General features: G+C 66.6%; 9 protein-coding genes and 1 pseudogene. 6 read left to right on the forward strand and 4 right to left on the reverse strand.

Translation table 11 applies throughout. The features are described from left to right. Positions 1-306: 306 nt before the first annotated feature. Entirely contained in the window at positions 307-2,670 is a 2,364-nt protein-coding gene (locus BLU54_RS13485; protein WP_091909176.1) for an amylo-alpha-1,6-glucosidase, read from the forward strand. A 145-nt stretch (positions 2,671-2,815) separates the two neighbouring features. Beyond that, a complete protein-coding gene (locus tag BLU54_RS13490) occupies positions 2,816-3,289 on the forward strand; it encodes a MarR family winged helix-turn-helix transcriptional regulator (RefSeq protein ID WP_091909178.1) in 474 nt (157 codons plus the stop codon). Between the two features lie 396 nt (positions 3,290-3,685). Here the strand turns inward: BLU54_RS13490 and BLU54_RS13495 are convergent, their stop codons facing one another. Then, positions 3,686-4,528 carry an aldo/keto reductase gene (locus BLU54_RS13495; RefSeq protein ID WP_211435353.1) on the reverse strand — a complete coding sequence of 281 codons (843 nt, stop codon included), beginning with the start codon at positions 4,526-4,528 and terminating at the stop codon, positions 3,686-3,688. 542 nt (positions 4,529-5,070) lie between these two features. On the opposite strand from BLU54_RS13495, the pseudogene uvrA reads away from it, so the two are divergent. From uvrA to BLU54_RS13510, 3 genes and pseudogenes are all read left to right on the forward strand, one after another. Next, a pseudogene (uvrA, locus tag BLU54_RS24240) lies at positions 5,071-11,082 on the forward strand (excinuclease ABC subunit UvrA); the annotation flags it as partial. Positions 11,083-11,249: 167 nt separating this feature from the next. Beyond that, a complete protein-coding gene (locus tag BLU54_RS13505; RefSeq protein ID WP_091909185.1) occupies positions 11,250-11,813 on the forward strand; it encodes a flavin reductase family protein in 564 nt (187 codons plus the stop codon). A gap of 280 nt (positions 11,814-12,093) precedes the next feature. Further along, on the forward strand, positions 12,094-12,534 hold the full coding sequence (locus tag BLU54_RS13510) for an Hsp20 family protein (RefSeq protein ID WP_091909188.1): 441 nt from the start codon (positions 12,094-12,096) through the stop codon (positions 12,532-12,534). A 247-nt stretch (positions 12,535-12,781) separates the two neighbouring features. On the opposite strand, the gene BLU54_RS13515 is transcribed toward BLU54_RS13510, so the two are convergent. Further along, on the reverse strand, positions 12,782-13,978 hold the full coding sequence (locus tag BLU54_RS13515) for a copper resistance protein B (RefSeq protein WP_170845150.1): 1,197 nt from the start codon (positions 13,976-13,978) through the stop codon (positions 12,782-12,784). Then, entirely contained in the window at positions 13,975-16,080 is a 2,106-nt protein-coding gene (locus BLU54_RS13520) for a copper resistance system multicopper oxidase (protein WP_091909195.1), read from the reverse strand. The genes BLU54_RS13515 and BLU54_RS13520 overlap by 4 nt, the downstream gene beginning before the upstream one ends. A gap of 1,157 nt (positions 16,081-17,237) precedes the next feature. Between BLU54_RS13520 and BLU54_RS13525 the strand changes: the two genes are divergently transcribed. Further along, positions 17,238-18,254 (forward strand): SDR family oxidoreductase, encoded by a 1,017-nt coding sequence (locus BLU54_RS13525; protein WP_235837951.1) that lies wholly within the window; start codon positions 17,238-17,240, stop codon positions 18,252-18,254. Positions 18,255-18,274: 20 nt separating this feature from the next. On the opposite strand, the gene BLU54_RS13530 is transcribed toward BLU54_RS13525, so the two are convergent. Continuing rightward, positions 18,275-18,802 carry a metal-dependent hydrolase gene (locus BLU54_RS13530; protein ID WP_091909200.1) on the reverse strand — a complete coding sequence of 176 codons (528 nt, stop codon included), beginning with the start codon at positions 18,800-18,802 and terminating at the stop codon, positions 18,275-18,277. Between the last annotated feature and the right edge of the window lie 966 nt (positions 18,803-19,768).

The following is a 19,768-nucleotide window of genomic DNA, read 5'->3' on the forward strand; positions in this document are numbered from 1 at the left end:
GTCTGGCCGCCGCGCCTGCCCGGTCTGCCAGGGATTCGGCCGGGCTTCCGATACGCTTGCCCAGCGATTCCCACGCTATTGCCACGCGATTGCCATGCGATTGCCATGCGATTCCGTATGGTAACGCAGCGCCGGCTTCGCCTCGCCAGTCCAAACGGCCAGGTGTGGCCGGGCGGACCGACACGCCAGACTGGCAGTACTTGAACGGTCGCGGATCGGTGTAAGGTAGAAGGAGCCGAGCGCGGTCGCCCGGCGCGGTCGTCGGTTGCGCGCGACGGCCGGTGCATCTGGACCAGAGGGGGAAAGATGGGGTACGAAGACGAGCGTCGCGACGCCGACGGGCAGGCAGAAGCCACCGAGGCAGCGCGCGTGACCAGCGACTCGCGGACGGCGCCAGGCACGCCGGCGAGCGCAGTAATCGACGCCGGTCCGCTGCAGGCCACGCAGGACAGTGATGCCGACGGCGCCGAGGGCGTGCTTGCGGTCACCGAGTCGGCGGCGACGGTACGCGAGTCGGTCCTGAAGTCGGGCGACACGTTCATCGTGAACGATGCGCTCGGCGACATACACGGTCGCGACGATGGCTTCTTCGTCAACGACACGCGGGTCGTGTCCCGCTTGATGCTGACCATCGCAGGACGTCCGCTGTCGCTGTTGTCCGGCGGGGTGAACGCGAGCAATACGGTCTTCACGGCGCATCTGACCAATCGCCGACTGCCCTCGCTCGGCGACCAGGCACCGGACCAGGGCGTGCTTCACATTGCGCGCAATCGTGTGCTGGGCGATGCGACCCTGCACGAATCGATCACCATCACCAATTACGGCACTACGACGCTGGAATTGCCACTGGCCATGGTCTTCGACAGCGACTTTCGGGACATGTTCGAAGTGCGGGGTGCCGAGCGGGCGCGGCGGGGACGGTTGTTGCCCGCGCGTGCCGACGGCTGCGTCGCGCGGCTCGCCTATGTCGGACTCGACGGCGTGCAGCGCCGGGTCCGCTTTGCGTTCGGGCCGACGCCCGACATGTTGCGGCCGGGCCTGGCATCGTATCGGGTGACGCTCGCGCCACGCGCGACCAAGACGCTCTATTTTTCGGTCACCGTCGACGAGTGTGCGCGTTCCGCGGACGAGGCCGACGCGTCGCCGCTGCCCGATCTGGAACCGGACGCGCCGCCGGCCTGCGGGCGGGATGCAATGCGCGCCGCAATGCTGGCCAGCTACCGGCTGGCGCGTCGCCGCGTCCGGTCGCAAGCGACGGTCAGGACCGCCAATCCGTTGTTCAACGGTTGGCTCGCGCGGGCCAGCGCGGATCTGTCCTTGCTCACCACCAATCTGCCGACCGGTCCCTATCCGTATGCGGGCATCCCGTGGTTTTCCACGCCATTCGGCCGGGACGGCATCATCACGGCGTTGCAGACCCTGTGGCTGCAGCCGGAGTTGGCGCGCGGCGTGCTGTCCTTTTTGGCCTCGACGCAGGCCAGGGAAGACTCTGCATTCCGTGATGCGGAAGTCGGCAAGATCATGCATGAGACTCGCAAGGGCGAGATGGCGGCGACCGGCGAAGTGCCGTTCAGGATGTATTACGGCGGAGTGGACTCGACGCCGCTCTTCATCGTATTGGCCGGCGCCTATTTCGACCGGACCGGCGACCGCGAGTTGATCGACACGTTGTGGCCGGCGCTGCGGCGTGCGACGCAGTGGATTGCACGCGCTTGCGACCGCAACCGCTTCGGCCTTCTGTCGTACGCCCGCGGGGCGGCGAGCGGGCTGGCCAACCAGGGTTGGAAGGACAGCGGCGATTCGGTGTTCGATGCCGAAGGCCGCTTCCCCGACGGCCCGATCGCGTTGATCGAGGTGCAGGGCTATGCCTGCGTCGCGCTGGAAACGATGGCGCGGCTCGCCGCGACCCGCGATGCCGGCGCAGCGGACGGCGCCGAGGCAGCCGCCTTCGCGCGCGACTGCGCGGCGCGTGCCGCGACACTGCGCGAGCGCATCGAGACCATGTTCTGGATGCCGGAAGCCGGCTTCTACGGCATCGCGGTGGACGGGCAGGGCGCGCTTTGCCGGGTCAGGGCATCCAACGCCGGCCATCTGCTCGCCTTCGGTCTGCCGGATGCCACGCGCGGCGCCGCCGTCGCAACGGTGCTGACGTCGCCGGCTTTCGACAGTGGCTGGGGCATCCGGACGTTGGCCGCCGGCGAACCGCGTTTCAATCCGATGTCGTATCACAACGGCTCGGTCTGGCCGCACGACACGGCGCTCTGCGCGCGCGGTCTCGCGCGCTATGGCGACAAGCGTCAAGCGGCGCGCCTGCTGGGGGCGATGCACGAAGCGGCGGTCGGTTTCGAAATGCGCCTGCCCGAATTGTTCTGTGGTTTCGCGCGAGGCCGCGGGCAGAGCCCGACCGCCTATCCGGTGGCGTGTCTGCCGCAGGCGTGGGCAAGCGGGGCGCCTTTCATGCTGTTGGAGGCGTGCCTGGGCATCAAGCTCGACGGTGTCGCGCAGCGGATCTTGATCGAGCGGCCGATGTTGCCGCCAGGCATCGAGCGGCTACACATCGGCGGCCTGCAGCTCGGCCAGGCCACCGTCTCGCTGACCTTCCGGGAAAACGACGGGCGCGTGCTGGTGTCAAGCGAAGGCGACGACGTCGACGTGAGCGTCCGGCTCTGAGGGCAGCGCGTGCGGTCGAGCGCGTCGGGATGAGCGGGCGGCCGAGCGCCGCGGACCGTCCCGGCTGTGCACCATGACATAGGCGAAATGCGATAGGCGGCGCGTCCGGCCTGGCCTAGAATGCCCGATTGATTGGGAGACGCGGATGGATGGGCAGCGGCCGGACCTGTCGGCCTTCACCACTTACCGACTGCACCTGTTGAACCGCTTGTTCGACACAGCGATCGCCGCTGATTATCGGGCGCAGACCGGGCTCGACCTGGGCGAGGCGCGTGCCGTTGCGGCGCTCGGGCATTTTGGCGCAATGCGCATCATGGATGTCGGGCGCCGCGCCAACCTGGAAAAGAGCAAGGCGAGCCGGGCGGTCGAAAGCCTGCTCAAGAAAGGGCTGCTCAGCTCGGCGCGCGACCCGGCCGACGCGCGGGCGATACAGGTCGCGTTGAGCGCCGCTGGCGAGCGGTGTTACCCGCGCGTGCTGTCGATCGCGACGATGCATCGCGACCGGCTGCTGAATCCACTGGATGCCGGCGAACGGCGCGTGTTCGACGCGTTACTGGAGCGTTTGCTTTTCCATGCCAGCGCGCTGTCTTCCGAGCGCGCCGAACGAAGCGACGACTGAACACCGGCTGTTCAGCCGACAAGCCGGCGCGCGGCAGGAGGTCGGGCGTGAAAGGCCCGGGAAGCGCTTGCAACGTGGCCCGCCCGCGTCAGTCCCGGAAGCGCTAAATCCAAAGCCGCTTCCGAGCGCCCGAAGGGCCACCCCGAAGTGCTCCCGTGAAGTGCCGCCGTGAAGTGCCGCCGTGAAGTGCTGCTGTGAAGTGCTGCTGTGAAGTGCTGCTGTGAAGTGCTGCCATGTAGTGCTGCCCCGAGGTGCTTTCTTGACGTACTGCCGAGCAGCGTCACCGAGGAGCGTCACCGTGAACTGCCAGCGGGATACTGTCCACGGATCGCCAGGGAGCGCCGCGTGGTCTTCGCGCGCTGGCATCGGACACACCTCTTCGCTCCAGCGCGGCGCCTACAGCATCGGCAGGCTGTCGGGCGCGGCGCCACGCGGAAACGCTTCCTCAAGACGCGCGACCGCGGCTGCGTCCAGATCGACGGTCACGGCGTTTTCCTCGACATGGGCGACCGAGCCGGCTTTCGGAATGGCAAAGACGGCCGGTTCGCGCGTCAGAAAGGCCAGTGCGACCTGACGGGGCGTTGCGCGGCATGCGTCCGCAACGTCCCGTAACGCCTGTCCTTGCACAGTGTGCGGCGCCGGGAAGCCGTCCTGTCCGAACGGGCTGTATGCGACCACCGCGACATCGTGGCGGGCGCACCATGGCAGCACCGCATGTTCGATGGCGCGCTCGCGCAGGTGGTAGAGCACTTGATTGCATGCGATGCGACCGGGGCCGACCAGGGCGAATGCCTCTTCGAGGTCTGCCATGTCGAAATTGCTGACGCCATAGGACAGGATCTTGCCTGCTTCGCGTAGCCGCTCGAAGGCCTCGAACGTGTCCGCCAGCGGCACCGCGCCTCGCCAATGCAATAGATAACAATCGAGGTGGTCGGTGCCGAGGTGCCGCAACGACCGCTCGCAGGCGGTGACGACGCTCGCAGCGCTTGCGTTCGACGGCAGTACCTTCGAGACCAAGAAGACATCATCACGCCGTCCCGCGATCGCCTCGCCAACCAGTGCCTCGGCAGCGCCATTGCCGTACATTTCAGCGCTGTCGATATGATTGAGGCCCAGCTCGATGCCTCGCCGCAGCGAGGCGAGCGCCTCGCGTCGCGGGGCGCGCTCCAGATTCCAGGTGCCTTGGCCGATGACCGGCAGGCGTCGACCGGTGGCGCCGAACGGGCGTTCGTGGATCATTCGTATGAACTCCGTGAAGGAAAAGCGTCGCCGCTGACTGCGTTGGACGCCAGACTGTTTGTCGATGCAAGCGCCATACCGGCCAGCCCGACAGCCCGGCCAGCCCGGCCAGCCCGACAGCCCGACAGCCCGACAGCCCGGCCAGCCCGGCCAGCCCGACCAGCCCGACCAGCCCGGCCAGCCCGGCCAGCCCGGCCAGCCCGGCCAGCCCGACCAGCCCGACCAGCCCGACCAGCCCGACCAGCCGATCGCGCCCACGCGACACGCGTGCCTGTCATGCGGCGCGCGTCCGGCATCGGGGCCTTCACGCGCGGCTTGCGCTGGATCGGGCCAAGCGAATCGCCCCGGCTTCCACGACCGATGGCGTTTGAAAAGCGCGCGTTCGACCTCATCTGTGGCGGACGTGGGTCACGGCGTGCGAATGCGCAGCCGTCGCATGCTGGCGCGCTTCGTGCAGCACCGCCTGCGACCGCGCGCTGGCAGGCCCAACGCTGCAACGTCTCATGTCCGGCCTTCGCCGGCACTGCTCACAGGACTCATCAATGTCATCTGGCGTCATTCGCATCCGCGGCGCGCGACAGCACAATCTGAAAAATCTGGATCTCGACCTGCAGACCGGTGAGTTGACGGTCGTCACCGGTCCGTCCGGCTCAGGCAAGTCCAGTCTGGTGTTCGACACGCTTTATGCGGAAGGGCAGCGCCGCTACGTCGAAACGTTCAGCGCCTATGCACGGCAGTTCCTCGACCGCATGGACCGGCCGCAGGTCGACCGCGTCGACGGCGTGCCGCCGGCGATCGCGATGGACCAGACCAACCCGGTGCGCAGCTCGCGCTCGACGGTCGGCACGATGGCCGAGCTCAACGACCATTTGAAACTGCTCTATGCGCGGGCCGCGCAACTGTTCGACCGCGAGACCGGCGCTTTGGTCAGGCAGGATACCCCCGAGACCATCTACGCGACGCTGCTGTCCCGCACCGAGACGGCTGATCCGCGCATCGCGATCACTTTTCCGGTGGAGCTGCCGGGCACCGCCAGCCCCGCCGAGATCGAGCAATGGCTGTCCGCGAGCGGCTACACCCGGGTGCAGGCGGAGCGGACCGTGGCCGGGCCGGATGGCGAGCGCAAGGTACTCGATGTCGTCGCCGATCGTTTCCGGCTCCGCAACGTCGAGAAGACGCGCGCGCTGGAGGCGATCGAGTCCGGTCTGAAGCGCGGCAGCGGGCGGCTCGATGTCTACGTCCTGCCTGAAGCCGACGCCGCCGAGGGTGCCGCTGCTGCGGCGCCGACGATCTGGCGCTTTTCGACCGGCTTGCACGATCCCGACAGCGACCTGCGCTATGCGCCGCCGCAGCCGGCCCTGTTTTCGTTCAATTCGGCGTATGGCGCATGTGAAGCCTGCCGCGGTTTCGGCCGGGTGATCGGCGTCGACCTCGGTCTGGTCGTTCCGGACGCGCGCAAGACGCTGCGGGACGGGGCGGTCAAGACGATGCAGACCCCCGCCTGGAAGGAAAACCACGACGATCTGCTGCGCTACGCGCGCGCCGACGGGATTCGCCTCGGCGTGCCCTGGAGCGAGCTGACGGACACGGAACGCGACTGGGTGATCGACGGCGCGCCGGACTACAAGCCGCGCGGGCAGAAGAAATGGTACGGTGTGCGGCGCTTCTTCGATTATCTCGAATCGAAGGCCTACAAGATGCACATCCGCGTGCTGCTGTCGAAGTACCGCAGCTATACCACCTGCGGCACTTGCGGCGGCGCGCGGCTGAAGACCGAATCGCTGCAGTGGCGGCTCGGCAGCAAGGAGCAGGCGGACGCAGTGCTGCCGCCGGCCGCGCGCTTCATGCCCGAGGGCGTGACATGGTCGCGCGAGCTGTTGGAGTCGATGCCGGGCCTGACGCTGCACGACCTGATGCTGATGCCGATCGGCAAGCTGCGACGCTTCTTCGAACTGCTCACGCTGCCAAGCGCGATGCTGGACGACGCGTTACGCCTGCTGCTGGTCGAGGTGCGCAACCGCATCGGCTATCTGTGCGACGTCGGACTGGACTACCTGACGCTGGACCGGCAAAGCCGTACCCTGTCGGGCGGCGAAGTGCAGCGCATCAACTTGACCACCGCGCTGGGCACGTCGCTGGTCAACACGCTGTTCGTGCTCGACGAGCCGAGTATCGGCCTGCACCCGCGCGATATCGACCGCATCGTGGGCGCGATGCATCGGCTGCGCGACGCGGGCAATACACTGGTCGTGGTCGAACACGATCCCGCCGTCATGCTGGCCGCCGACCGGGTGATCGACATCGGTCCGGGGCCGGGCGAACGCGGCGGCACCATCGTGTTCGACGGCGACACCGAGGCGCTGCGCCGCGCCGACACGTTGACCGGCGACTACCTGGCCGGGCGACGGCGCGTCGCGGACGCCGCGGACTGGCAATGTCGCGCGGTCGATGCGAACACACCCCGGCTGCGGCTGGTGGGTGCGGCCGAGCACAATCTGCGCGACCTCACCGTCGCTTTCCCGCTCGAGCGCCTGGTGTGTCTGACGGGTGTCTCGGGCTCGGGCAAGTCCACCTTGCTGCAAGACGTACTGTATCCCGCGCTGGCGCGCCATTTCGGCAAGGCCAGCGACACGCCAGGCGCGCATTCGGCGATCGAGGGCGTCGAGCGGCTGGACGACGTGGTCTTTGTCGATCAGTCGCCGATCGGCAAGACCGCTCGCTCCAATCCGGCAAGCTATGTCGGCGCATTCGACGAGATCCGGAAATTGTTCGCCAAGGCGCCGCTCGCGCAGCAGCGCGACTACGGTGCCGGCATGTTCAGCTTCAACTCCGGCGACGGACGGTGTCCGACCTGTGGCGGCTCGGGCTTCGAGCATGTGGAGATGCAGTTCCTGAGCGATGTGTATCTGCGCTGTCCGGATTGCGATGGCCGGCGTTATCGCAGCGAACTGCTTGAAGTGCATATCTCGCGCGTCGATCCCGGCGGTGCCACTCGCGTGCTGAACGTCGCGGACGTGCTTGAACTCACGGTCAGCGAAGCCGTTGGCCTGTTTGCCGATGACGGCGAGGTCTGCCGCCGTTTGCAGCCGATCGTCGACGTCGGGCTCGAATATGTGAAACTGGGCCAGCCGGTGCCGACGCTGTCCGGTGGCGAAGCGCAACGGCTCAAGTTGGCTGGCTATCTGGCCGAGGCCGCGGAGTCCGGCCGGGGACGCGGCAAGGGCAAGGAAAGCAAGCAGCCGGTGCGCCTGTTCATGCTCGACGAGCCGACGACAGGCTTGCACTTCGACGATATCGCCAAGCTGATGCGCGCGTTCGGGCGCTTGCTCGAGCACGGTCATTCCCTGTTCGTGATCGAACACAACCTGGATGTGATCCGCGCGGCCGACTGGGTCATCGATCTCGGGCCAGATGGCGGCGAGGGCGGTGGACAGCTGGTCTGCGAAGGCACGCCGGAAGAGGTCGCGGCCTGCGCCGGTTCGTACACCGGCATGGCGCTGGCGCAGTACGAACAATCGGTAGGCAGCGAGTCAGGCGGCTCCGGGGGCGGTACCACGCGCGCCGCGCCGCTGCGCGAAGGCGCGGCTCGTGACGCGAACCGGACGGCGCGCGGCCAGGCCGCGGACGAGGCCGCCGATCGGGGCGTTGATGGAGTGGCCGACCCGGCCACAGACCGGACGGGAAACGGCGCCGAGGAGGGCGTGCCGCTCCAGCATGTCGTGCGGGCGCGCCAGCGCGCGCGCTCGGAGGCGATCCAGATCGTCAACGCGCGCGAGCACAATCTGAAGTCGGTGGATGTCGAGATTCCGCACGGCAAGTTCAACGTGATCACTGGCGTGTCTGGCTCGGGCAAATCGACGCTGGCCTTCGACATCCTGTTCCACGAGGGGCAGCGGCGTTATCTCGAATCGCTGAACGCCTACGCCCGGTCGATCGTCCAGCCTGCGGGCCGACCGGAAGTCGACGCGGTGTTCGGCATTCCGCCGACGGTGGCGATCGAGCAGCGTCTGTCGCGCGGCGGACGCAAGAGCACGGTGGCGACGGCGACCGAAGTGTGGCACTTCCTGCGGCTGCTGTACGTGAAGTTGGGCGTGCAGCACTGCGTACACGATGGCGCCCCGGTGACCTCGCAGAGCGTGGACGCGATCGTCGCACGGGTGATGCGCGACTACCGGGGGCAGCATGTGGGCATGCTCGCGCCGCTGGTCGTCAACCGCAAGGGCATCTACACCGACCTCGCGAAATGGGCGAAGGCGCGCGGGGCAACGCACCTGCGCGTGGACGGGGAATTCCGCAGCGTCGATCCGTGGCCCAAGCTGGACCGCTTCAAGGAACACACGATCGAGCTGCCGGTAGCGGACCTGGTCATCGAACCGGAGAACGAGGCGCTGGTGCGGCAGAAGCTAGCCGAAGCGCTCGAGTCGGGCCGCGGCATGATGCATTTGCTTGCGCCGCTCGACGGTCTGGATATCGCGATGGCCGCTGGCAAGCCGACCGCGCGCATCGGCGGCGTCACCGTGTTCTCGACGCAGCGCGCCTGCCCGGTATGCGGCACCAGTTACCCGGAACTCGACCCGAGGCTCTTCTCGTACAACAGCAAGCACGGCTGGTGCGGCAGCTGCGTCGGGACCGGCATCGCGCTGACGCGCGCGCAGCGCGACGCCTTCGACGACACCTTGCTGGCCGAGGACAATCGCGGCCGCGAGCAGTCGCTGCCGTCGGAGCAGCAGGAGCCTGAAGACCTCGTCGACACGCCGTGTCCGGATTGTCACGGCGCTCGTCTGAACCCGGTCGCGCTGGCGGTGCGCTTCGACGAGCGGGCGATCGCAGACGTCGGCCGTCTCACGGTCAACGAGGCACGGGCGTGGGTCGACGGCGTGGTGCTCGATGGGCGCGAAGCGTTGATCGCGCGCGACCTGCTCGCCGAGATTCGCAGCCGCCTCGAATTCATGGAAGAGGTCGGCCTCGGCTACCTGACACTGGAGCGTGCGGCGCCCAGCCTGTCGGGCGGCGAGGCGCAGCGCATCCGTCTGGCCGCGCAGCTCGGCAGCAACCTGCAAGGCGTGTGCTACGTGCTGGACGAGCCGACCATCGGTCTGCATCCGCGCGACAATCGCATCCTGCTCGATGCGCTGCGTTCGCTGAACGACAAGGGCAACACGCTGGTGGTCGTCGAGCACGACGAGGACACGATACGGCGTGCCGATCACATCATCGATATCGGTGCCGGCGCGGGCAAGCGCGGTGGCCGCCTCGTCGCGCAGGGCACCGTGTCGGACCTGACCGCCGCCGCTGACTCGTTGACGGGCCGTTTCCTGGCGCACCCGCTGGTGCATCCGCTGCAGCCCCGCCGGACCGTCCGTCTGGCGGGCGCGGACGGTGAGGCTGCCGTGCCGGCGCAGTGGCTGACCGTGCATGATGCGACGTTGCACAATCTCGACCACGTGACGGCACGGATTCCGCTCGGGCGGCTTGTCGCCATCACCGGTGTCAGCGGCTCGGGCAAGTCGACGCTGGCGCGCGACGTCCTGATGACCAATCTGCTCGACGTGGTGGGACGATCGGTATTGTCGTCGCCAGCCGCGCGTCGTGCCCGGCAGGCGGCGCAGGCCGCCGACTCCGCCGATCGCGAGGCCGATCAACGCGCGCGTCGCAACAGCGTACTCGCGCGCGAGACGCCGCGCACCGCCGTCTCGTTCACGCCGGTCTGGAAGGGTTGTGCGTCGATGGACGGGTGGGGCGCCATCGACCGCGTGCTGGAGGTCGACCAGACACCGATCGGCAAGACGCCGCGCTCCTGTCCGGCCACCTACATCGGCGTGTGGGACACGATACGCAAGCTGTTCGCGGACACGCTGGAGTCGCGGGCTCGCGGATACACCGCGTCGCGCTTCTCGTTCAACACGGGGCAAGGGCGCTGTCCCGCGTGCGAGGGGCAGGGCGTGCGCACCATCGGCATGAGCTTCCTGCCCGACGTCAAGGTGCCGTGCGACGTGTGCCATGGCCAGCGCTTCAATCCCGAAACGCTGGCCGTTACTTGGCGCGGTCGCAATATCGGCGACGTGCTGACGATGGAGGTCGACGAGGCCGTCGAGTTCTTTGCGTCGATGAGTGCGATTGCGCATCCGTTGCAACTGATGAAGGACGTGGGCCTGGGCTACCTGACCTTGGGTCAGCCTTCGCCGACGTTGTCGGGCGGCGAGGCGCAGCGCATCAAGCTGGTTACGGAGCTGTCCAAGGTACGGGACGACGTCACGCGGCGCGGGCAGAAGGCGCCGCACACCCTGTACGTGCTCGACGAGCCGACGGTCGGCCTGCACATGGCCGACGTCGCGAGGTTGATTGAGGTGCTGCATCGTTTGACCGATGGCGGGCACAGCGTGCTGGTGATCGAGCACGACCTCGACGTGGTGGCCGAAGCGGACTGGGTGATCGACCTGGGACCGGAAGGCGGCACCGGCGGCGGGCGCATCGTCGCGGCTGGCGAGCCCGAGCATCTGGTCGCCACGCCCGCGAGCCATACGGGCGTGGCGCTACGGCCCGTGCTGGACCGCTCGTCCGCTGCGCACGGAAGCGGCAGCGGCTCGGAAGCTGGCGACGCGACGAACGACGTGCGGGCCGGATGGGTCGGCAGACGCGCGGGGGGCGGCACGGTCGCATCTCGCAAGCGCGTCGCGCCGACCTCGCAGGAGGAGGACGGGGCCACCGAGGAAAGCGGGCGATGAGCCGCAGGCGCTACGAAAAGGTGCCGTTCCCCGTCGCGAACGTCCGCCGCTACCTGGAGCCCGGTCCCATCGTGTTGCTCACCTCCCGCCATGCGGGCCAGGACAATGTGATGACGATGGGCTGGCACCTCGTGATGGAGTTCTCCCCGTCGCTGCTGGGCTGCGTCATCGCGCGCGGCAACCACAGTCACGAGATGATCGCGCGCAGTGGTCAATGCGTGATCAACCTGCCGACCCGCGACATCGTCGATGAGGTGGTCGGGATCGGCAATTGTTCGGGCGCGTCGGTCGACAAGTTCGAACGCTTCGGCCTGACGCGTCGTGCGGCTTCCAAGGTGGCAGCGCCGTTGCTTGACGATTGCGTCGCCAGTTTCGAGTGCCGCATTGCCGACCGCGCATTGATCGACCGCTACGACTTCTTCATGCTTGAAGTGGTGGCGGCGCATGCCGCCGTATCGCCGGCACACCCGGCGACGCTGCATTACACCGGCGACGGCGTGTTCATGGTGGCGGGCAAGGTCATCAGCCGGCGCAGCCATTTCCGTCCGGAGATGCTGTAGGCCGGCCAGCGTCGGGCGCGGCCGCGCGGCGGTTTTCCGCAGTCAATGCGCTGCGTCCAATGCGCTGCGTCCAATGCGCTGGGTCTAATGCGCTGGGTCCAAGGCGCGCTAAAGCGCGCGCCGACCGGCACGCGGCGACAGCCTGCCGCGCAGTGCAGATCCTCGAAAAAATATGCATCGCCGCTCTTGAAACGGACGGCTTGGCGCCTATCTCGGTATCAGCAGGTGCTCAACGGAGGAGGCCTGCCAACCTTATCGCTTGTTTTTCGAGGATACGATCATGCGTACTTTTGATTTCAGCCCGCTCTACCGTTCGGCCATCGGCTTCGACCGTCTGGCTCGTCTGCTCGACGACGCACAGCCCAGCTATCCGCCGTACAACATCGAACTCGTCGAAGAAAACCAGTATCGGATCACCATGGCCGTTGCCGGCTTCGATCGTTCGGAACTGGAAATCGAGACCGAGCGCGACACCTTGAAGATCGTCGGACGCCGCAAGAAGGATGACGCGAACACGACCTTCCTGCATCGCGGCATCGCCGAGCGCGACTTCGAACACCGCTTCCAACTGGCCGATCATCTCAAGGTGGTGTCGGCGCAACTCGAAAACGGGCTGCTCAGCATTTCGCTGGTGCGTGAGGTGCCCGAAGCGCTCAAGCCGCGCAAGATCGAGATCGGCGGCGACAATGTTCGCCTGCTGGAAGGTGTCACTGCCGCTTGATTGTCCGAGCAGTTGAGCACTGCCGGCGGCGCATGCCGCCGCGGCGTCGGCTGACCTGACCGTACGAGTCGGGTCGGCTGCGCTGCCTCAGTTCAGTGTGCTTGGCGTCGTCATCGCCCCTCTCAGCGTTCGTCGCTGCGAGGGGCGATGTGCTTTCATCACTGGCGAAGCGCTCGGTGAGCCGGATGGTGCGCGCCTCGGTGGTATCGGCGCCGCGTCGCTGCCGTATCGACGCTGGCCGTACGGCTCAGAACCAGAAGCGCACCCCCACGACTAGGCGGGGATCGATGGCGCGCTCGCCGGCCTGCCGCGCCCACCGTGCCGTCTGTCCGAAACGCGACACCATTTCGAAACCGATGTAAGGCGCGAAGCGTTTGTCGATGTCGTATCGGAGACGAACGGCGGCGGACAGATCCGATAGCCCCGCACCGCGCTCGCGCGCCGGATCGGCGCGGCCGTAGGCCATTGCTTCCAGGCGCGGCGTGAGGATCAATCGCTGTGTCAGACGCGCGTCGTGTTCGACCATCGCATGCAGCGCCGTCCGGCCAGCCGGACCCGCATACGCGGTGAGCTGCGTTTCGATCCAGTATGGTGCGGTGCCGGCAACGCCGACCGCCAGCCACTGGCGGTTCGGCCCGCTGCCGAAATCGTGCCGCACACCGAGTTCGGTGTTCCAGAACGCCGAGATCGCACGGGAATACAGCAGCTCGATCCGACCGTCACTGCCGTCACGGTTGGCTTCCCCTTCGCTGCGCAACACCAGCCGGTCGAGATCGCCGCCGATGTAGGCCTCGACATCCCAGGCGCCTTCGGGCCGGCGTCCCTGCACGTATTCGAGTCGGTCGGCGAGGAAACGGCTGCGTGGCGACATGTCGTGCATGTCCGCGCCGGGGAACTCGACGCCGGTCGACGGATCCGCGAATGCCGCCGGCGGCGCGTTGCCCGGCAGGATGCGATTGGCGGCCAACGCGGCGCGCATATCGCCGGCGCGCTGCGGATCGGCGGCTCCGACCGTCGATGCCGCGTCCTCGTCGGACTGCCCTTGTGCTATATCTGTGATGGGGGCGGTGGGTACGACGCCGCTCGCAGCGCCGTGATGCTCTGCGCCGCTCGCGTGGCTCATACGGGTCGGATGCATCGCATGGGGTCCGTGGTTTTGGTGGTCCCCGCGGGCTTCATCGATCCGCGCACCGCGCGACTGCGCGTTGTCGCGATGGACGTGAGCAGCGCTCGTCGAGCGGCTTGGCGAATCGCCCGCGGACATCTCGGCGGGCACGGCCGAGTTGTTCGCCGGCGTCGCGGGCTTGGCATTGGCGTCTGACAGCGGGGCGCCGAGCATGCAGAGCAGCGCAACGATCGGTGAGAGCCAGCCGTTTGCGACCGGACGGTAACGTTGCGCGTCTCGCTGGGCTTGTCTGTTGCGAAGCGAAGGTTGGCGTTTCATGCGACCACCACCTTGCGCATCATGCCGCTTTCCATGTGATACAGCAGATGGCAGTGAAACGCCCATTGCCCAGGCTCCGTTGCGGTGACACAAAACGCAACCTGCTTGGCGGGCTGCACGTTGATCGTGTGCTTGCGCACCAGAAACTGTCCCGACTCGTCTTCGAGTTCGCTGAACATGCCGTGAAGATGGATCGGATGATTCATCATCGTGTCGTTGACCAACACGATCCGCAACCGCTCGCCTGGCATGAAGCGGATCGGCGCCGCGTCGCTGAACTTGATCCCGTCGAAGCCCCAGATGAAACGCGCCATATTGCCGGTCAGGCGCAGGACGATCTCACGGTCGGGTGCACGCCCGTCGAGCGGGCCGCCGAGCGTGTGCAAGTCCGCGTAGGTGAGCACGCGACGGCCATTGCCTCGCAGGCGCGGGCCCGGGTCGTCGAGCGCGCGGGACGGGTGGGCAACGCGCATGTCGACCGACGCCGATGACGATGACGACGACGATGACGATGACGACGACGACGCGCTTTGCGCCGCGCCGTGCCGATGCGTGCCCAGCTCTGCGGGTATCGCTGTGCCAGTGGCCGCGTCCACTGGCTGCGGCGTCCCGTGCGCTGCATGCGTGACGCCGTGGGCGTGGTCATCGCCGGCAATGATCGACGCTGTGCCAGGCACTGCCGCGCCGAGGTGACCGGGTGCCTGGTGGACGTGTCTCTCGATCGGTCGGCTGGGCATGCGCCCATCGCGGCCGGGACTGTGGCTGCGGCTGTCGTTGCCATTGCCATCGCGGGCCGCGACCGCGCCGTCCATGCTTCCGTCGTCCACCATCTTGGCGCGTTGCATGCCCGCGTGCGCCATCGGGCTGCCACTGCCGTGCGCCATGTCGCCGTGATCCATCCCCATGTCCCCCATGTCCGCCATCGACAACCAGGTCTTGGGATCCAGCGCCGGCACGGCTGCCACCATGCCGGGCTCGGGCGCCAGCGTTGCGCGGGCGTAACCGCTACGGTCCATCGACTGCGCGAACACGGTGTAGGCACGCGCATCGGGCAGGGTGACGATGACGTCGTACGTTTCCGCAACCGCGAGCCGTATCTCCTCCACGTCAACCGGGCGGACCGCTTGACCGTCTGCTGCGACGACGGTCATTTTCAGTCCGGGGATGCGCAGATCGAAATAGGTCTCCGCCGAACCGTTGATCAGCCGCAGCCGAACGCGCTCGCCCTTGCGCGCAATGCCGGTCCAATTGTCGTCGGGCGTGCGGCCGTTGACCAGGTAGGTGTAGGTCGCCGCGGACACGTCGGAGAAGTCCACCGGACTCATGCGCATGCGGTTCCACATGCGACGCGTGCCGAGGGCGTTGCGCAGTCCATTGGCGCGGGCATCGCGCATGAACTGACTCACGGTCGGCTGCTGGTCGTTGTAGTAGTCGCTCGATTGGCGCAGGTGTCTCAGGATGGCCGCTGGTGATTCGTCACTCCAGTCGCTCAGCAGCAGGACATGGTCACGATCGACGGCAGGCGTCTCGCCGTCGGCCGGCTCGATCACGATCGCGCCATACAGCCCCTGCTGTTCCTGCATGCCGCTGTGACTGTGATACCAGTAGGTCCCGGCCTGCCGCACCGGGAAACGGTAGGTGAAATGTGTGCCTGCGCCAATGCCGCCGAAGCTGATGCCGGGCACGCCGTCCATCTGATAGGGCAGCAGGATCCCGTGCCAGTGGATCGATGAAGCATCGGACAATTGGTTCGAGACGCTGATCTCAACGGTCTGGCCTTGCTTCCAGTACAGCGTGGGGCCGGGAGTGCTGCCGTTCACGGCGATCGCTCGGGCGGGGCGCCCGGTGAAGTTGACCGGCTGCATCGCGATTTCTAGATGGCTGGGCGAATCCGCCTGAGGCGACGGTCCGACAATGCCCGGCGATGCCGCGGCTGGCTGACTCGGATCAAGGGCTGGCGGGCGTTCGCCAGCCAGGGCAGCGCGACTGCCAAGACCAAGGAGTACGGCGCTGCTTACCGCCGAGATGCCGGTAACAAAGCGGCGCCGCGACGCATCCGGCGCGGCGCGCAAGGGCGCCCGCCTGGGAAAGGGGTTCGACATGATTGCTCCATTGGCGCCCGTGGGCGCCGCAGTCGGGCGGTCGTGCGCTGGCTTGAGTCAGCGCACGACGCCAGAACGGACATGGGCAGCGCGATGGCCGCCGCCAGCCGACCGACGGGTCGGCAATGTCAGATGAAGCGCGTGCGAGGAGGGCGGTCGAGGCGCTCGGGCAGCGGACCGGCTGGATGGGTGTCGGGCGAATGGCGCGGGGAGGGTCGGACGAGCCGCTGCACGGGTGGCAAAGGGGCGGCCGCGGCCGATAGTGCAATGTGAGGGATGCACTGAGAAGCGCACTGGGAAGCGCATTGAGAAGCGGGCTGAGAAGCGGGCTGAGAAGCGCACTGAGGTATGCCGTTGGCAGTGCACGCGCCGCAGCCTGAGCTGTGCGACGGCATTGGCCCCGCATCATGCTCCGCACAGCAGTCTTGCTGATCGCCGCCGGCTGCGCTTGCGGTGGACGCGAGCGCAGCCATCCGCACCATGGCCGCCATCGGCAAGGCCCGCCTCTGCGGGATTGCAACGGTCTGCTGGGGATCACCCGTGCGCATCGCATGCGCCATGCGATCGGACCTTGCAGTCAACCTGGTCGCCGCTGCCGCCGCAAGCACCCGGGTTCGCACGTGGGCGGCGGAATCGACGCGATGCTCGTGCCGACTCGCGCGGAAAGCCGCTGGCGCGGCGGCTACGGCGAGCAGCGTGCTGCCTATCAGGCACAGCACGAGAAACAGTCTGAAAAGGCCCGAATCCTTCATGAGGCGAGTCTAGCATGCGGCCGGACGACGGCAATTGTCGCGGCTGCGATGCGTTTCGGTCGCGGCGGCACGGGCCTGCCGACTGGGCGTGGAGAGACGCGGATCAGCGCGGCGAGGCGCGGAGGGTTCGTGTCGGATGGTTTGTGTCGGATGGTTTGTGTCGGAGTCGCCAGCCGTTTGCCTATCGTAGTGTGTGCGAGGCGCCCTGGCTGCCATGGACACGTAGGCGCCGGATGACGCAGGGCACGCCGGCCGTCGTCCGTCGTCCGTCGTCCGTCGAAGCGCGTGTCGGGCTGATCCCCGGTTCTCCCGGAACGCGGTTTGCTGAATGAATCGCTTGCACGCGATTCATTCGGTGCCAGTCCGACCGGGCCGGCGAAACGCAGTTGAGCACAAGGAGCGATGATGAAGCTGAAGCCTATCGACCAACAGACAATCGTCATCACGGGCGCGAGCAGCGGCATTGGTCTCGTCACGGCGCGCATGGCGAGCCGACGCGGCGCACGGCTGTTCCTGATCGCGCGAGACAGCGCTGCGCTGCAATCGCTGGCGGACGAGCTGAATGCAGCCGGTGGGAACGCCGCGTTCGCGGTAGCGGACGTGGGCGACAGCGACCAGTTGGAAACTGCGGCCCAACAGGCAATCGACCGTTTCGGCGGCTTTGATACGTGGATCAACAATGCCGGCGTGTCGATTTACGGCAAGCTGGAAGATGTTTCCCTTGACGATCAGCGGCGGTTGTTCGACACGAACTTCTGGGGCACCGTGCAGGGGGCCCGCATTGCCGCAAGGCACCTGAAGGCGCGGGGCGGCGCGATCATCAACCTCGGCAGCGAGCTGTCCGATATCGCCGTGCCGCTGCAAGGCGTGTACTGCGCGTCGAAGCATGCGGTGAAAGGCTATACCGACGCGTTACGAATGGAACTGTTGGCAGAGAACGCGCCGGTATCGGTGACGCTGATCAAGCCGGCCGGCATCGATACGATGTTCGTCGCGCATGCAAAGAACTATCTCGACGTCGAGCCGAAACTGCCGGCGCCAGTGTATGCGCCCGAAGTGGTGGCCCGTGCCATCCTCGAAGCCGCCGAACGGCCGCAGCGCGATATCTACGTGGGCGGCGCATCGCGCGCCTTCTCGATTGCTGGGCGCCAGGCGCCGAGCACATACGACGCGTTGATGAAACGGATTGGCGCGCGGATGCAACTGACCTCCAAACCGCGGGAGACCCAGGACGACTCGCTGTATGCCAGCACGGCCCCGTTGCAGGAACGATCTGGCAAGAACGGCTTCGTCCTCGAAAGCAGTGCCTATACGCGCGCGGTCCATGAGTCTCGCGCGACCACCTGGCTGGCGGCAAGCGGGCTCGTCGGCCTCGGCATCGCGCTGTTCGCGCAACAGGCACGCCGGCGTCCGCGCACCTGATGCTCGCGACCGCGCGGGGGTCAGCTTGACGACTGCATCGCGCGGAACATCCGCACCACCCGATCGTTATGCACGTCGTGCAGCCACGCATGATCGAATACAGCGAACGCGGCTAGCCAAGCCAATGCCACTACCGCAATGTCGCAACGGCCGCTGTTCCACCAATTCAGCGAATGTCTGCCCAGCAGCCAAGGCACCCCTAAGGGGTTTGGCCAATCGGCGAGCAGGTGCATGATGCCGCCGCACGCGAATCCAAGCCCGAGCGCTGCGAGTGGGTGCTGTCCGAGGTGGCGATAGGTATAGACCGCCAGGCCGATCCAGCCGAGGCCCCAATGGGTCAGCGTGCGGTGGGTGATCCATAGGCGCCGCTTGCGCGACCACCATGCCACTTCGAGCCAGTCGGGCGCGGTGCCGCCCGCCACTGCCGCGATGAAACTCAAGGCCGTCCATATCTGCCAGGGGCCTGCCGCGCCGGCCTTGTGGACGATCGCGGCGGCAATGACTCCGGCCGCCCAGCCGGTTACGTGGTGTGCTCGATTCGACGCCATCAATGCGGGCGCGACAGGCGCGCTCTGCTGTATTTCTATCCAGGACGACTATATTCGCAGAAAGCTGTACGAATGCACAGTTAACTTGGAAAAAAGCCCGAGATCTCGGGGAAAAGTCCGATTTCGGATAGGGCACGGGAGGTGGGGCGGAGGCGACTGCGAGCGGCCTGTCTCAGCCGCGCGTCATTCAGGCCCAGGCAGACACGGCGTGCATAGTCGCACCAGCTCCGGGACCCGGATGCAGGGAGGCGTGTTGAGGCCTGACGAATTGAGGCAACGCCGCGACAGGTGTGGCGACTACCATCCGACGCTGATTCCCCTGAAGGTCACGGGTCGGGCGGGGGAGGCGGCTGGGCGGGTGCGCGTGCAGCCCTTGCGTCAGCCGGCTCCGTTCAATTTTTAACGCAAAGCAGGGTAACGCCTTCCCAGGACAGGCCGGTCGGCGGGTCGACATGACCCCTTGATGAATCCGGCGAAGAAAACGCTTGCCAAGACGCGGTTCTCGTCCTAATATCTCGTTCCTCTGCTGCACGGACTTCAACGAGTGCAAGCGGCAGGGACGGGAGAGTGAGTGACGAGCTTCCGGTGAGTGAGCGGGTTTTGCAGTGCGCGTTTCGTTGAGTGGTTGAACGAAACGGTAAGCGAAAAAAACCTGTTGACGAACGAAGAAGATTGCTTCATAATCTCGTTTCTCTGCTGCTGATGCAGCGACGCAGCAAACGAAGCAAGCCAGATTTAGTATAGCTGGTTTGTCAAGTTAGCGCGATGCTCTTTAAAAATTTACAGCCGATAAGTGTGGGCACTTGATGGCGAGCGGGCTGTGGCATTCGTGCCGCGGTCTTTGCAAAAGTAATCAAGTCTCACACTAAGTAATAGGTAAGTCGTGATTCATCATGACTTGTCAGCACTTTGAGTGAGCGACACATCCGCAAGGATGAAACAAGTAACAGGAATTGAACTGAAGAG

The sequence above is a fragment of the Chitinasiproducens palmae genome, from assembly GCF_900095735.1.
Lineage (GTDB): Bacteria > Pseudomonadota > Gammaproteobacteria > Burkholderiales > Burkholderiaceae > Chitinasiproducens > Chitinasiproducens palmae.

Bases quoted from the DNA above. Each gene is read 5' to 3' on its own strand.
- BLU54_RS13485 (WP_091909176.1), top strand. From the start codon at position 307: ATGGGGTACGAAGACGAGCGTCGCGACGCCGACGGGCAGGCAGAAGCC.
- BLU54_RS13490 (WP_091909178.1), top strand. From the start codon at position 2,816: ATGGATGGGCAGCGGCCGGACCTGTCGGCCTTCACCACTTACCGACTG.
- BLU54_RS13495 (WP_211435353.1), bottom strand. From the start codon at position 4,528: ATGATCCACGAACGCCCGTTCGGCGCCACCGGTCGACGCCTGCCGGTC.
- BLU54_RS13505 (WP_091909185.1), top strand. From the start codon at position 11,250: ATGAGCCGCAGGCGCTACGAAAAGGTGCCGTTCCCCGTCGCGAACGTC.
- BLU54_RS13510 (WP_091909188.1), top strand. From the start codon at position 12,094: ATGCGTACTTTTGATTTCAGCCCGCTCTACCGTTCGGCCATCGGCTTC.
- BLU54_RS13515 (WP_170845150.1), bottom strand. From the start codon at position 13,978: ATGAAACGCCAACCTTCGCTTCGCAACAGACAAGCCCAGCGAGACGCG.
- BLU54_RS13520 (WP_091909195.1), bottom strand. From the start codon at position 16,080: ATGTCGAACCCCTTTCCCAGGCGGGCGCCCTTGCGCGCCGCGCCGGAT.
- BLU54_RS13525 (WP_235837951.1), top strand. From the start codon at position 17,238: ATGAAGCTGAAGCCTATCGACCAACAGACAATCGTCATCACGGGCGCG.
- BLU54_RS13530 (WP_091909200.1), bottom strand. From the start codon at position 18,802: ATGGCGTCGAATCGAGCACACCACGTAACCGGCTGGGCGGCCGGAGTC.